General features: G+C 75.9%; 14 protein-coding genes. 5 read left to right on the forward strand and 9 right to left on the reverse strand.

Features of this window, described 5'->3' with window-relative positions:
* Window positions 1-29 precede the first annotated feature (29 nt).
* A complete protein-coding gene (locus EJK16_RS15190) occupies window positions 30-335 on the forward strand; it encodes a helix-turn-helix domain-containing protein (protein WP_127130770.1) in 306 nt (101 codons plus the stop codon).
* Window positions 336-443: 108 nt separating this feature from the next.
* Here the strand turns inward: EJK16_RS15190 and EJK16_RS15195 are convergent, their stop codons facing one another.
* Genes EJK16_RS15195 through EJK16_RS15210 form a run of 4 tightly spaced genes read right to left on the reverse strand, consistent with a single transcriptional unit; the run spans window position 444 to window position 4211 of the window.
* On the reverse strand, window positions 444-1241 hold the full coding sequence (locus EJK16_RS15195) for an Fpg/Nei family DNA glycosylase (RefSeq protein WP_127130772.1): 798 nt from the start codon (window positions 1239-1241) through the stop codon (window positions 444-446).
* An 18-nt stretch (window positions 1242-1259) separates the two neighbouring features.
* Entirely contained in the window at window positions 1260-2564 is a 1305-nt protein-coding gene (locus tag EJK16_RS15200; protein WP_127130774.1) for an MFS transporter, read from the reverse strand.
* On the reverse strand, window positions 2561-3145 hold the full coding sequence (locus EJK16_RS15205) for a helix-turn-helix transcriptional regulator (protein ID WP_127130776.1): 585 nt from the start codon (window positions 3143-3145) through the stop codon (window positions 2561-2563). The genes EJK16_RS15200 and EJK16_RS15205 overlap by 4 nt, the downstream gene beginning before the upstream one ends.
* A gap of 49 nt (window positions 3146-3194) precedes the next feature.
* Window positions 3195-4211 (reverse strand): magnesium and cobalt transport protein CorA, encoded by a 1017-nt coding sequence (locus tag EJK16_RS15210; RefSeq protein WP_127130778.1) that lies wholly within the window; start codon window positions 4209-4211, stop codon window positions 3195-3197.
* 192 nt (window positions 4212-4403) lie between these two features.
* Here EJK16_RS15210 and EJK16_RS15215 point away from each other — a divergent pair, with 192 nt between their 5' ends.
* Complete coding sequence (locus tag EJK16_RS15215; protein WP_127130780.1) at window positions 4404-4763, forward strand: hypothetical protein; 360 nt, start codon at window positions 4404-4406, stop codon at window positions 4761-4763.
* Window positions 4764-4792: 29 nt separating this feature from the next.
* Here the strand turns inward: EJK16_RS15215 and EJK16_RS15220 are convergent, their stop codons facing one another.
* Both EJK16_RS15220 and EJK16_RS15225 read right to left on the reverse strand, forming a co-directional pair.
* Window positions 4793-5218: a YciI family protein gene (locus EJK16_RS15220; protein ID WP_127130782.1), complete on the reverse strand. Its 426-nt coding sequence runs from the start codon at window positions 5216-5218 to the stop codon at window positions 4793-4795.
* Between the two features lie 166 nt (window positions 5219-5384).
* A complete protein-coding gene (locus EJK16_RS15225) occupies window positions 5385-5834 on the reverse strand; it encodes an SRPBCC domain-containing protein (protein WP_127130784.1) in 450 nt (149 codons plus the stop codon).
* Window positions 5835-5952: 118 nt separating this feature from the next.
* On the opposite strand from EJK16_RS15225, the gene EJK16_RS15230 reads away from it, so the two are divergent.
* The gene (locus EJK16_RS15230) at window positions 5953-6561 is read left to right on the forward strand and encodes a DUF1684 domain-containing protein (RefSeq protein WP_240646092.1); all 609 of its coding nucleotides are present in this window, start codon (window positions 5953-5955) and stop codon (window positions 6559-6561) included.
* 11 nt (window positions 6562-6572) lie between these two features.
* On the opposite strand, the gene EJK16_RS15235 is transcribed toward EJK16_RS15230, so the two are convergent.
* The gene (locus EJK16_RS15235; RefSeq protein WP_127130788.1) at window positions 6573-6965 is read right to left on the reverse strand and encodes a DUF5997 family protein; all 393 of its coding nucleotides are present in this window, start codon (window positions 6963-6965) and stop codon (window positions 6573-6575) included.
* Between the two features lie 92 nt (window positions 6966-7057).
* Here EJK16_RS15235 and EJK16_RS15240 point away from each other — a divergent pair, with 92 nt between their 5' ends.
* A complete protein-coding gene (locus tag EJK16_RS15240; RefSeq protein ID WP_127130790.1) occupies window positions 7058-7768 on the forward strand; it encodes a LysR substrate-binding domain-containing protein in 711 nt (236 codons plus the stop codon).
* Between the two features lie 42 nt (window positions 7769-7810).
* On the opposite strand, the gene EJK16_RS15245 is transcribed toward EJK16_RS15240, so the two are convergent.
* Together EJK16_RS15245 and EJK16_RS15250 are read right to left on the reverse strand one after the other, a co-directional pair.
* Window positions 7811-8602, reverse strand: coding sequence for a putative protein N(5)-glutamine methyltransferase (locus EJK16_RS15245; RefSeq protein WP_127130792.1), 792 nt, complete (start codon window positions 8600-8602; stop codon window positions 7811-7813).
* Window positions 8603-8610: 8 nt separating this feature from the next.
* A complete protein-coding gene (locus tag EJK16_RS15250) occupies window positions 8611-13572 on the reverse strand; it encodes an ATP-dependent helicase (RefSeq protein WP_127130794.1) in 4962 nt (1653 codons plus the stop codon).
* 74 nt (window positions 13573-13646) lie between these two features.
* On the opposite strand from EJK16_RS15250, the gene EJK16_RS15255 reads away from it, so the two are divergent.
* Window positions 13647-13892 carry a DUF3046 domain-containing protein gene (locus tag EJK16_RS15255; RefSeq protein ID WP_127130796.1) on the forward strand — a complete coding sequence of 82 codons (246 nt, stop codon included), beginning with the start codon at window positions 13647-13649 and terminating at the stop codon, window positions 13890-13892.
* The last annotated feature ends 188 nt before the right edge of the window (window positions 13893-14080 follow it).

Genomic DNA, 14080 nt, shown 5'->3' on the forward strand with positions numbered 1-14080 from the left:
CCAGCCGGGCAGGGGAGGAGGGCCGCACGATGATCCTGCTACGTCGTGAGATCGGGGACGTGCTACGTGACGCCCGCCAGCGTCAGGGTCGAACCCTTCGTGAGGTCTCCTCAGCCGCGCGCGTGTCCCTCGGCTACCTCAGCGAGGTCGAGCGCGGTCAGAAAGAGGCTTCGTCCGAGCTGCTCGCATCCATCTGCGAGGCGCTCAACGTTCCGATGAGCTTCGTGCTCCGAGCCGTCTCCGACCGTGTCGCAGTGGTCGAGGGCGTGCATGTGCCCGATACCGTGCCGGACGAGCTGCTGCGTCGAGAGAGCGTGCTCCAGCCGGTCGGTTGACTCCGACCCTGACCTACGCACCGCCCGCGAGGCCCGGACCATCTGGTCCGGGCCTCGCGCTGTGTCCGGGCGCCTTCAGGGAGCGGCGCCGTGTGGCCGGGCGCCCGCTCAGGGAGCGGCCTGGCAGCTCGGGCAGTAGTAGGCGACTCGCGCCGTGGGTGCCCGGCCCACCTCGCCCCGGGCCACCGGGGTGCCGCAGCGCGGGCACGGCTGCCGTTCCCGGCCGTGCACGTTGGTCGTGCGCCGGGCGTCTCCCGTCGCCGTCGGCGTGCGGGCCTGCGCGGAGCGCAGCATCAGCCGCCGCGCCGTCGCCACGAGGTCGGCGGCGGTGTCGCCCAGCGTCCCGGCCGGGCGCCACGGCCAGACGCGGTGCGCCCACAACGACTCGGCCATGTAGATCGTGCCCAGGCCGGCCACCACGGTCTGGTCCAGCAGCACCTCACCGATGCCGCGGGCGCCCTCCGCGAGGACGCGCTCGGCCGCAGCGGCCATGTCGACGTCGGGGGCCAGCACGTCCGGGCCGAGGTGGGCGAGCAGCCGGTTCTCGTCCCTGGTGCGGAGCAGGTCCATCATCCCCAGGTCGATCCCGAGGCACGCCCACCGGTGGCTCGCGAGCACGGCGCGGACCTGCGGGGAGCGGTCGGCGCGGCTCGCGCCGGCGGCCAGGTCGGCGGTCCGCACCAGCCTCCACCGCCCCTCCATGCGCAGGTGGGTGTGGAGGGTCCGGCCGTCCCCGAGCCTGGTGAGCAGGTGCTTGCCGTAGGTGCCGTGCCCGACGACGGCGACCCCCGCGAGGTCCTCGCCGCCGAGGTTGGGCCAGCGCAGCTCGCCGCGCACGAGCACCTCCCCGGCCAGGGCGGCATCGAGGCGCCGCGCGACCCGCAGGACGATGTCGCCCTCAGGCACGGCGCGCCCCGGTGAGGATCATGGGCCCGATGGTGCCTCGCCGCCGACCCGCGCGGCAACAGCCAGCGGCGGGGGCGTCCCCGCCGCCTCGGCCCGCCGTTCCTGGCGCCACGCGGGCAGGTAGAGCGGCGCAGCCACGGCCAGCACGACCGCCCCGACGATCATGGCCGCCCCGACGCTGAGCCCGTCCGCCAGCCACGTCAGCGCGATGACCCCCAGGGAACCGGCCGGCTGGGACGCCATCGAGCTCAGGGAGAGCACCGTGGCCCGTTGCGGACCGTGGACCTGGCGGTGCAGCAGGCTCTGGTGCGCGGGGTCGGACGCGCCGTTGACGACGTAGCAGGCCAGGTAGGCGGTGACCACGCCCACGACGCCGGTGAACAGGCCGATCCCGACGACCGTGACGCCCTGCACGACGCGCATGAGCGCCGCGGTGCGCGCGAGGCCGAGGCGGCGCCCGACCCAGGGCAGCGCCGCGGCGCCGGCGGCGGAGAGCAGCCACGCGGCCGAGCTCGCCGGGCCGGTGATCGCCGCGGCGGCTTCGCCGCCGACGATCTCCGCGAGACGGACCGGGGTGAGCGTCTCGAAGGCCACCATGCCGAAGCCCCAGGTCAGCTCCACGGCGACGAGGGCGAGCAGCACACGGTTGTGCCGGAGCACGGACACGCCGTCGGCGATCGCCCGGGGGGTGCGGGCGGCCGCCCGCCACGCGGCGCGCGCGCCCGTCGTCATCGGCGTCTCCACCATCAGCACGGCGATCCCGGCGAGCCCGAGGACTTGCAGGAGGAGCGACGCGGCCACCGGCACGGCGAGCGCGTCGAGGACCGGCACCGGGTCGAGGACGACCAGTGCGCCGCTGAGGAGCGCCCCGCCGGCGATCGCCAGGCCGACGACGACGCCCTGGGCGCTGAGCGCGCGGTCGATGGGCGCGTGGCCGCCGACTGCCATGGCCGCATCGACGTACCAGGCCTCGAGCGGGCCGCTGTCGAGGGCGCGGTAGACGCCCTGCAACGCGAACACTGCGGTCAGGAGCACGGCCGTGTCGGCGACCAGGTACAGGCCCGTCGAGACGACGCCCACGCCCGCGGCGAGCAGCAGGACGCGGCGGCGACCCACCGAGTCGGCCAGCCCACCGGTCGGCAGCTCCAGCGCGAGGACCACGAGGCCCTGGACCGACACGGCCAGCCCGACCTCGCCCAGACTGAGGCCACGCTCGAGGGGGAGCAGCACCGTGATGGGGATGATGAGGCCCACCGGCAGCCAGCGCAGGGCGCTGAGGGCGAGGAACCGGCGGCGCAGCGAGCGGGCACTCAGCCCGCTCACGACGCGTCCCCGGCCACCTCGGGGAACGTGTGGAGGAAGACGAAGACGCGGTGGGTGTCGCGCGCGGGGCCGGCGGCCGCCGAGGCCGGGGTGCGGTAGCGCTCGATGACCTCGTCGATCTCGCCGACGAGCGAGACCAGGTCGTCCGGGGAGAGGTCCAGCGCGTAGTCCGAGGCCCCGGCCGCGTCGCGCCACGGCGCGGGCCAGCGCGCCTCGTCACGCCGCCACGCATCGGCGCGGGTCTGGAAGTGGCGCGCGTACTCGCCCTGGAGCCAGCTGTGCGCCGCGCGGCTCTCCGGGTCGTCGTCGAAGTCGCTCGCGAACCACGAGTGGCTCTCGTGGGCGGCCCGCCACCAGCGCTCCCGACGGGTGCCCTCGCCGGTCTCCTCGACGAGCCCGACCTCCGCGAGCTTGCGCAGGTGGTAGCTCGTGGCGCCGGTGTTGGTCCCCAGCGTCCGCGCGAGGGCGGTGGCTGTGGCGGGGCCGTCCAGCCGCAGCGCGCTGAGGAGCCGGCTGCGCAGCGGGTGCGCGAGGACCTTGACGGCTCGCGCGTCGAGCCGTGCCTGGCGGGAGTCTTCCATGGAGTGCACAGTAGTTATGCACAATAGTTGTGTAAAGGGGTGCGGGGGTTCAGAGCCAGCGGTGCTTCTTGAAGATGACGTAGAGCACGATGCCCATGACGAGCATGGCGAGCAGGGCCAGGGGGTAGCCGAGGCGCCAGGCGAGCTCGGGCATGTTGCGGAAGTTCATCCCGTAGATCGTGCCGACCAGGGTGGGCGCGAAGAGGATCGCCGCCCACGAGGAGATCCGCTTGACCTGCTCGCTCTGCGCGTAGCTCGCCTCGGTGAGGCTGCGCATCTCGTCGTTCTGCCGCTGGGTCTCGAGGGTGGCGCTCACGGTCAGCGCGTTCTGGAGGAGTACGCGGAAGGAGTCGGCACGCTCGACGACGCGGAGGATGTGGTCGCGCACGTCCCGCAGGCTGTGCTGGAGCTCGATGTCCGCGTCGGTCGTGCTGAGTCCGCGCGCGAGGCGCTCGACCATCTCGATGAGCGGCTGGGTGGCGCGCTGGAACTCGATGACCTCGCGGGAGAGCTCGTAGATGCGGCGGGATACGGAGGGGTCCCTGCTGAAGAGCTGGTCCTCGATCTGGTCGATGTCCTCCTCCAGGCCCGCCACGACCGGCGCGTACTCGTCGACCACCTGGTCGAGAATGGCGTACAGGACCGCAGTGGGGCCCAGCCGCAAGATCTCGGGCGCCCCCTCCAGCCGTCTCCGGACACGGGCGAGGTCGGGCGACTCCGCATGACGGACGGTGACGACGAAGCCTCGCCCGACGAACACGTGGAGCTCGCCGAACTCGACCTTCTCCGTGCTGTCGATGTAGCGGGCCGGCCGCAGGACCGTGAAGAGCGTCTGCCCGTAGCGTTCCAGCTTCGGGCGCTGGTGCGCCTTGGTCGTGTCCTCCACGGCCAGCTCGTGCAGGCCGAACTCGCGGGCGACCGCCTGCACCTCGCCGCTGTCGGGCCGGTACAGCCCGATCCACGCCATGGCGTGCTGCGCGTTCAGCAACGCGAACGTCTCGTCGAGCGTGCTGGGGCGTGCCGTCCGTACGCCGTCGACGTAGATCGCGTTGTCCACCAGCGTCACGACGCCCTGCCTCTCCTCGGTGCCGCGCCCTGCCGGTGGTGCGGGCGCGCCAATCCAGCATGGCACGGCCGCGTCGGCGCGGCGACGGCGCGGCGGGCCCCGGGACACGAGCGCGGCGACGGCGCGGCGGGTCCCGGGACACCGGCGCGGCGCCGGCGTGACGCGCCCGGCGCGCGTCGGCACACTGGCTGGATGCGCGAAGCATTCGCCCACGAGGCCGTCCTGGCGATGGCCGCTGACGGCGATACCGGGGCGCCCGGGGCGGCGATCACCGTGGAGCTGTGCGGGCACTGGGACCACGAACCGCCGTGCCCGCTCGCGCCGCATCACACAGGCGCGAGGCGGGTCGGCGAGGACCTCCACCTGACGATCCTGTTCGTCGCCGCCCCCGACCAGGAGGGCGAGGTGCGCCGCCGGATCGACCGCGCGCTGGCCGCCGGCCGGCTTCGGGGGCCGGACGGCGTGACCACACGCTGGCAGCTGCTCACGAGCCGGAGGGTCGTCGTCCCAGACGACCAGCGGCGCCTCGCCCAGCGGCTCCTGGGTGGCTGAGGGGAGCCGGAGCGGCCCCGCCGGGCGGCTCAGGCGCCCGTGAGCCTGTCGCGCAGCGCCTGCTCGTCTGCCTTCTGCGCGGGGGTCATGTCCGGGAAGTCGGACAGCTCGGCGATCTGACGCACCTCGATGACCGCCTCCGAGCCGAACTCCTCGCCGGCCCCGAGAGGCGCGCGGCGCGCCCACTCCACGGCCTCCTCCTTCGAGCCCACCTCGATCATCCAGAAGCCCGCGAGGAGCTCCTTGGACTCCGTGAAGGGCCCGTCGGTGACGCTGGTCCCGCCCTTGGAGTGGGTCACCCGGGTGCCGGTAGCGCTGGACAGCAACCCCTCGGCGGCGAGCAGGGCACCGGCCTGTGCCAGCTGGTCGTTGTACCTGCCCATCGCCTCGAAGACCTCCGGGCCGGGCGTCTCGCCGGGGTCGGAGTCACCCTTGAGCAGCAACATGAATCGCATGGTCGTCCTCCTTGGTCGGGCCGGGGTGGTGCCGGCGTGGGCCGGTCGAGGTCTCGGCCGGCTCCCCGTCATGCTCACGTCGAACCGCGCCGGCTGCTTTCGACACGGAACGGCCTCCTCACACGGAACGGGCCCGACGACGAACCGTGCGCCCGTCGCGCGCCCCTCAGCTGTCCCGGCCGATGAGGGCGTCCAGCCTCTCGAAGCTGTCTGTCCACCCTCCCCGGTGCAGGGCGAGTCGTTCCTCGGTCGCGAACACGCCGTGCGAGAGGGACACCGCCGTGGCGTCGCCGGCGGCGGCCAGCGACAGCGTGACCACCGTCTCGCGGTCGTCGGGGGCGGGTTCATCCCACCTGAACGTGTAGACGAGGCGGGCCGGCGGGTCGATCTCGAGGAACTCGCCCGAGACGTGGAACACGTCGCCGCCGGGCGTCAGCATGGAGAAGCGGTACCGGCCGCCGGCCCTCAGGTCGAGCTCGGTCTCGGGCATGGTGAATCCGTGCGGGCCCCACCACCTGGCGAGCTCGGCGGGCTCGGTCAGCATGCGGAAGACGCGCTCGCGCGGCGCATCGAGGGTGCACGTCAGCTCGAGGAGTCCGTCCGGCCGCCCGTCCATGACCCGACCCTGCCATCCGCCGGTGCCGAACAGAAGAGCCCGGCGGCGCCACGCCGTCGCCCCGCCCGCGACGGGCCGGGTACCTCGGGACAGGGTGCGGATGGGGGAGGATCGAGACGTGACCACGTCCCTGCGGGATGCCGTCGACGTCGCCTCGTGGCGGCGCGAGGTGCATGCCCTCTACGCCGAAGTCCGCGCCGAACCGTCGCCGAGCGCGGCCCACGCGCTCTGGGTGGCCGGCCGCAGCGACCTGTTCCGCTCCCACCCGGCCTCGCCGCGCGTCGGCGGCCAGTCCCTCAGGCACGCGGACTACGACCAGGCCTTCCGGTTCGAGCTCCCCGTCGTCGAGGCCGAGCCGGAGGCCTGGGCGGTCGCGACCGGGACCGACGGCGTCGCCCGGTTCCAGCGTGTCGGACGGTTCGAGCTCCCGGGGCTCGGGTCGCTCGACGTGTGGTGGCTGTGCTCGTACGGCGGCGGGCTCTTCGTCCCCTTCCGCGACGGCACGGCCGGCACCTCGACCTACGGCGCGGGGCGCTACCTCCTCGACACCGCCAAGGGGGCCGACCTCGGCAGGACGTCGCAGGAGACCTGGGTCGTCGACCTCAACTTCGCCTACAACCCCTCGTGCACCTACGACCCCCGCTGGGCCTGCCCGCTCGCCCCGGCGGGCAACCGGATCGAGGCGCCCGTGCCGGTCGGCGAGCTCGTCCCCGAGGGCGGGCACTGAACGCGGGCGACTCAGCCCAGCTCGGACCGCGCCTGCTCGGCCGCGCGCGCCTTCAGCCGCGCCTCCTCGGCCCGGACCTTCGCCTGGGTCGCGCGTTCCGCCTCCAGCCAGGCCGGCATCTCGGCGAGCAGCGCCTTGATCTCGTCGGTCGTCAGGGGCTCGGTGACGCCACCGCGCGTGAGGCCGGACACGGACACCCCCAGGCGCCACGCCACCTCGTGGCGCGGGTGGGGGCCGTTGTGCCGCAGCTGGGTCAGCCACTCGGGCGGGTTCGCCTGGAGGTCGTTCAGCTCGTCCCGGCTGACCACCCCGTCCTGGAACTCCGCCGGCGTCGCGGACAACAGCACGCCCAGCTTCTTGGCGGCGGTCTGGGGCTTCATGGTCTGGGGCTTGGGCGTGCTCATGCCCGAAAGCGTAGGCGGTGGCGGGCGGGAGGCCGAACCGCGCTGCACTATCCTCGGGGTGCAGCAAGCACGCCGACGACCGGAGGACCGAGATGACGGAGCCGTTCCGCGTCCGCTTCGCCCCCGGGGTGACGCCGGACAAGTGGCTGAAGATCTGGGCGAGCCGGATGCCCGCGAGCCCCCTCGAGGCCGCGCAGGTGGAGGAGGCCGGGCAGACCGCCGTGCTGCGCGCCGGCGAGGCGGACATGTGCTTCGTCCGGCTCCCGGTCGACCGTGAGGGCCTGCACGTGATCCCCCTCTACGGCGAGGTCCCCGTCGTCGTGGTGGCCAAGGACCACCCCGTCGCCGCGTTCGACGAGGTCGCCGTCGCGGACCTGGCCGACGAGCACCTGCTCCAGGACCCCGACGACGTGCCGGAGTGGCGCGCCGTCGCCCGGGAGCTGCGGGACGGCACCCGCGTGGACGTGCCCACCATGACGGTGAAGCAGGCGGTCGAGGTGGCGGCCGCCGGGGCGGGCATCGTCATCGTGCCGATGTCCCTGGCGCGGCTGCACCACCGCAAGGACGTCGTGCACCGCCCCGTCACCGGCGTCGCCGAGCGCCAGGTCGCGCTGGCCTGGCGGGCCGACGACGAGGACCCGCGCGTCGAGACGTTCATCGGCATCGTGCGCGGCCGGACAGAGCAGAGCTCCCGGGGCGGGGCCGCGGCGCCCGCCCCGAAGAAGGCCGCCGGCGGGAGGCGGGCCACCCCCACGGTGGCCCCGCGCCCGCGGCGGGGCACGCCCCGCCGGCGCTCGCGGTAGCCGCGGAGCCGGTGCTCTGCCGGCTCCCCGGCGCGGGCGAGGTCAGGACGGGTGGGCGCCGATCACGACGGTCGCGTCGAGCTCGTCCGACGTGACCACCACCGGGACCAGCCCGCGGCGGGCGACGAGCGCGGCGGTGCCGGCCGCCTGACGCCGGCTGGTCTCCACCAGGAGGTGGCCACCAGGCGCGAGCCACCGCGGCGCGCAGGCGATCAGCCTCCGCTGGACGTCGAGCCCGTCCGGGCCGCCGTCGAGCGCCACCCGCGGCTCGTGCGTGCGGGCCTCCGGGGGCATCGTCGGGATCGCCCCCGTGGGGACGTAGGGGGCGTTCGCGGCGAGGACGTCGACGCGGCCGCGCAGCATGGCGGGCAGCGGCTCGTCGAGGTCGCCCCGGTAGACCCGGCCCGCGGCGGCGGCCACGTTGCGCCGCGCGCAGCGCACCGCGGCCGGGTCGATGTCCGCGGCGTGGAGCTCGACCGGGCCCAGCCGGGCGGCGAGCGCGGCCCCCACCGCGCCGGAGCCGCAGCACAGGTCCACGACGACGGCCCCCGGTCCCGCGAGGCGGGTGGCCTCGCGGACGAGGAGCTCGGTGCGGCGGCGCGGGACGAACACCCCCGGCTCCACCGCGATCCGCAGGCCGCAGAACTCCGCCCACCCCAGGACCTGCTCCAGGGGGAGGCCGCCGGCCCGCCGGGTGACCAGCTCGGCCAGCTCGGCCGGGCTCCGGGCCGCGGAGACCAGCAGCGCGGCCTCGTCCTCGGCGAACACGCAGCCCGCCGCCCGCAGCCGGGCGACGACGGCGGACCTCGCGTGGGGCGACGGTGAGCTCGGCATGGCCCCTCTCAGCGCCGGGTCTGGTGCGGGACGCGCAGCCGCAGTCCACGGGGGGTCGGCCCGAACCCGGCCGCCTCCAGCCCCTGGCGCAGGGCCCCACGGGCCTCGAGCGCCGGGGCGCCGTCGAGCCGCTGGACGGTGAGCGCGCCCAGGGCCCCGGTCGCGGCGGCGCCGCCCAGGGCGGCCGTCGCCGGTTCGAGCAGCGCCGCGTCCTCGGTGAAGGAGAGCAAGGACCGCCCGCCCTTCTCGACGTAGAGCACCAGCGCGCCGTCGGCCAGGACGACGACCGCGCCCGCCTTCCGCCCGGGTCGGTGGCCCTCCCCGGCGGTGGTGGGCGGCCAGCCGAGCGCGGCCCCGTACGGGTTCGCGGGGTCCGTGGCGGCGAGGAGGTCCACCCGTGGGGCGGCCCCGGAGCCCGGCGCCTGCTCGCGCTCGCGGCGCGCGGCGAGGCTCGCGGCGTCGCCCCGGAGGCGGTCGACCACCTCGGGCAGGGCGAACTGTGCCGCGCCGAGGCCCTCGACGAGGTAGCCGCGGCGCACCTGGCCCGACTCCTCCAGCCGCCGCAGCACCTGGTAGGCGGCCCCGAAGCCGCCGGGCAGGTCCTCCAGGCCGGCGGCGCCGCGCACGAGCAGGCCGTGGCGCTCGAGGAGCGCCACGGTCAGCGCGGTCACCCGCGCCGTGCGGGCCGCGGCGTCGTCGCCCGCGGACGCGCCCGGCTCCAGCGGCGCGGCGCCGCCCGGCGTGTGCACCAGCGACCAGCGCCCCGCCGCGGCCGGCAGGTTGACCGCGCCGGTCGGGCGGGCCCCCGCGAGCGCGGACCGGGAGAGCGCCGCCCGGCGCAGGCCGGCGCCCGGACGCAGGGACCGGGCCCGTGCCGGCGCGGTCGGGGCGGAGTGCGCGGGCCGCCCGCCGCGGAGCCGGGCGCGCACCGGCACGAGCGTGTCGTTCGTGACGAGCCCCGCCCAGACGAGGTCCCAGAGGGCCTCGAGCACCTCGGTGGGCCGGGCGCTGGCGGCGCGGCCGTCGGCGGCGAGCTCGTCGGGCGGTAGCAGGTCACGGAAGAAGCGGCCGCCGCCGGCGCCCAGCACGCTCAGGAGCCGCTCGTGCAGGCTGGCCAGCGCCGGCGTCGCGGGCGGCCGGGCCGGCGCGAGGTCGGTGACGGCGTCCGCGGGCAGGAGGGCGAGCATGCCGTCCACGCCGGGCAGCGTGCCCGCACCCACCCACACGATCTCCCCGGCGCTGGTGAGCTCGTCGAGCATCGCGGGTGAGTAGTCCCGCACCCGCGCCGGGAGCACGAGGGACTCCAGCGCGGAGGCCGGCACGAGGGCACCGGCCAGCTGGTCGACGACGGTCAGCACCCCGTCCGCGCCCCGCAGCTCGGGGCGGGCGCCGACGGGCGCGACGTGCTGCCAGCGGGGGAGGAAGACTCCCAGGGTCTGCGGGCCGACCGGCTCGACCTCGCTGCGCAGATGGGCGAGCGAGCGGCGCCGGATGCGGCGCATGACCTCGGCGTCGCAGTACTCCACGGGCGGCGCCGCGACGACGTCGAGCTCGTCCGGCGACGCCAGCGCCACGAGGGACCGGGGCTCCGCGCCGTCCGGCCCCGCCGCCGCACCGGGGGCCGCGGCGAGGTGCCCGTCGGCCGGCGCCACCGGGCTGAGCCTGCCCTGGACCATCGCCCCGGTGCGGACCAGGTCGGCCAGGACGGGGAGGACCGCGCCGGGTCCGAGGCCCAGACGCCCCGCCACGTCGGCGGCGGTGAACGGGCCGTGGGTGCGGGCGTGGCGGCGTACCAGGTCTCCGAGGGGGTCGGGCAGCAGCTCCAGGACCGCCTCCGGCAGACCGACGGGCAGGGCCGTGCCCAGGGCGTCGCGCAGGCGGCCGGCGTCCTCCAGGACCGCCCACTGGTCGGTCCCGGCCACGCGCACGGCCATGATCCGGCGCTGGTCCTCCAGCTCCGCCAGCCACGTCCCCACGAGCTCGGGCGTGACGGCGCGGGCCTCGAGCTCGGCGGTGCGCAACGGCCCCAGGCGGCGGACGAGGTCGACCACGCCCTCGGCGTCCCGGGCGCGGGCGCGCTCCGTGCGCAGGCCCACCTCCGCGGACACCTGCGCCACGGCGTCGGGGTCGAGCAGGTCCGCGAGGTCGCCGAGGTCCGAGCCGACGAGCTCCGCGAGCAACGCAGGGTCGAGCGTCAGCGCGGTCGCGCGCCGCTCGGCCAGCGGGGCGTCGTCGCCGTAGAGGAACTGCGCCATGTACCCCATGAGGAGCGAGCGGGCGAACGGCGAGGGGGCGGTCGTGGCGACCTCGACCACCCGGACCTCCCGGGACGCGACCCGGCGCATGAGGTCCGTGAGCGCGGGCACGTCGAAGTCGTCCTGGAGACACTCGCGCACGGCCTCGAGCACCACGGGGAAGTCGGGGTAGCGCGAGGCCACCGCCAGCAGCTGCGCGCTGCGCTGGCGCTGCTGCCACAGCGGCTGGCGCCGGTCCGGGCGGCGGCGGGGCAGCAGCAGCGAGCGGGCGGCACCCTCGCGGAAGCGCGCCGCGAAGTGCGCGGACCCGGTCAGGGCCGCGACCACGAGGCCGGAGACCTCGGCCGGGTCGAGCAGCAGGCTCCCGACGTCGAGGGGGCCGGACTCGTCGGCGTCCATGTCGGGCAGCCGCAGCACGATCCCGTCGTCGCTGGGGGAGGCGTGCACGTCCATGCCGGTGGCCTCGCCCAGCCGCGCCGTCAGGACCATGGCCCACGGGGCGTGCACCCGCGCGCCGTAGGGCGAGTGCAGGACCACGCGCCAGTCACCGAGCTCGTCGCGGAAACGCTCGACGACGATGGTCCGGTCGTCGGGCAGCGGCCCGGTGGCCTCACGCTGCTCGCCCAGGTACGACAGGACGTTCTCGACGGCCCACCCGTCCAGCCCGGTCGCCGCCAGCCGCTCGGCGGCGGAGTCCTCGAGGTGGGCGACGAGCTCGCGGGTCGTGGCGCCCAGCGCGCGACCGAGCTCGGCGGGCCGGCCGGGGGAGTCGCCCTTCCAGAACGGCAGGCGCCCGGGCTGTCCGGGTGCGGGCGAGACGAGCACCCGGTCCGGCGTGATCGCCTCGATGCGCCAGGTGCTCGTGCCGAGGGTGAAGGTGTCGCCCACGCGCGACTCGTAGACCATCTCCTCGTCGAGCTCGCCGACCCGTCGGCCGGCGCCCCGGGCCCCCGAGGTCACGGAGGCGGTCGAGCCGGGGCGGTCGTCGTCGGCGGGGCCCGGCCCGGCGGCGAGGTAGACGCCGTAGAGGCCGCGGTCCGGGATGGTCCCGCCGCTCGTGACGGCCAGGCGCAGGGCGCCAGGCCGGGCGCGGAGCATGCCGGCGGTCCGGTCCCACACGATCCGGGGGCGCAGCTCGGCGAAGTCCTCGCTGGGGTAGCGGCCGGCGAGCATGTCCAGCACCGCCGTCAGCGAGCGGTCGCCGAGCGTGGCGAACGGGGCGGAGCGCCGCACGATCGCCGCGACGTCCTCCACGGCGAGATCCTCCATGGCCAGCATCGCCACGACCTGCTGGGCGAGCACGTCCAGCGGGTTCGCCGGCGTGCGGACCTCCTCGATGAGGCCGGCCCGGGCGCGCGCGGAGGCGACGGCCGCCGGCAGCAGCTCGCCGCGGTAGGTGGGCAGCACGACGCCGTGGGACAGCGCGCCCACCTGGTGCCCGGCCCGGCCGACGCGCTGGAGCGTCGAGGCCACCGACGGGGGCGCGCCCACCTGCACCACGAGGTCCACCGCCCCCATGTCGATGCCGAGCTCGAGGGAGGAGGTGGAGACGACGGCCCGCAGCTGGCCGGACTTCAGGGCCGTCTCGGTGCGCACCCGCTCCTCGCGGCTCATCGAGCCGTGGTGGGCGCGCGCGATGACCTCCGACGTCGCCAGCGCGGTGCCGGACTGCCCGGGGACGGCGGCCGCCCACGCCCCGCCCGCCGCCCGCACGGCGTCGTCCGTCCCCGCGCCCTCCTGGCGCGCCTGCCACTCCTCGTTCAGGCGGGCCGTGAGCCGCTCCGCGGACCGGCGGGAGTTGGTGAAGATGATGGTCGAGCGGTGCTCGGCCACGAGGTCGACGACCCGTTCGGTCAGGTGCGGCCACACGGAGGGATGGCGCTGCTCGGGCGGCGCGCCGGCCGCGTCCCCGGACAGGTCGGGGCCGTCGTCGGCGCCCGCGCGGGCGGCGGCGCGCAGGGGCGTGGCGGAGGGGTCGGCGAGGTCCTCGACGGGGACCACGACGTCGATGCGCAGCTCCTTGCTGCTCGCCGGCTCGACCACGCGCACGGGCCGGCCGCCGTCCTGCAGGCCGCGGTGGCCGGCGAGGAACGTCGCGACGGCGCCCACCGGCCGGACCGTTGCGGAGAGCCCGACGCGCTGGGCGGGGACCGGCAGGAGCTCGTCGAGGCGCTCGAGGGAGAGTGCCAGGTGCGCGCCGCGCTTGGTGCCGGCGACGGCGTGCACCTCGTCGAGGATGACGGTCCGGACGCCGCGCAGGCCCTCGCGGGCCGAGGAGGTCAGCACGAGGTAGAGCGACTCGGGGGTGGTGATGAGGATGTCGGGCGGATGGGTGGCCATCCGACGGCGCTCGGCGGCCGGGGTGTCCCCGGTGCGCACGCCCACGCGCACGTCGTTGACGGCGGCGCCCAGGCGCGCGGCCGCCTGCGAGATGCCCACGAGCGGGGACCGGAGGTTGCGCTCGACGTCGGCCGCGAGGGCCTTGAGCGGGGAGACGTAGAGCACGCGGCAGCGCTGGGCGGCCTCGGGCACCTCGCCGGTGAGCATCTGGTCCAGCGCCCACAGGAACGCGGCCAGGGTCTTGCCGGAGCCCGTGGGCGCGACCACCAGGGCGTGCTCGCCGGAGGAGATCGCGTCCCACGCGCCGCTCTGGGCGGGCGTCGGGGCCGCGAACGCCCCGGAGAACCACGCGCGGGTCGGCTCGGAGAAGGGCACGTGGTCATTGTGCCGCCCGCCACCCACACGCACGCGCGTGCGACGGGTCCGTGCGGTCGTGCGATTCTGGGGGCGTGAAGCACTCAGAGTTCTGGCAGGTGGTCGAGGAGACCTTCGGCGCCGGCTACGGCCGTTCCCTGGCGCAGGACCTCGTGCTGACCAGGGTGGGGGGCCGGACGGCGGAGCAGGCCCTGGCCGACGGCTTCGCCCCGCGGGAGGTGTGGGACGCCGTGTGCGACGAGATGGAGCTCCCCGACACCGTCCGCTGGCGCCACCGGATGGACCCCAAGGAGAAGCGCCGCGGCGCGCCGCGGGCGTGACGTGGGAGCCGGCGTGTCGGGAATGACTTCGAACAGACGTTCAGCGTAGGCTCGTCCACAGGCGACGACGGCCGCGAGTCTCCACACCACCGCGGGGGCCCACGGCCGGATGTCAGTGGTCGGGCATAACGTCGCTCGCAGGTAGCCGTCCGGAGAGGGCGGGCCCTGCACCAGACCAGCCCTGACCC

The sequence above is a fragment of the Georgenia sp. SYP-B2076 genome (assembly GCF_003991205.1).
Lineage (GTDB): Bacteria > Actinomycetota > Actinomycetes > Actinomycetales > Actinomycetaceae > Georgenia.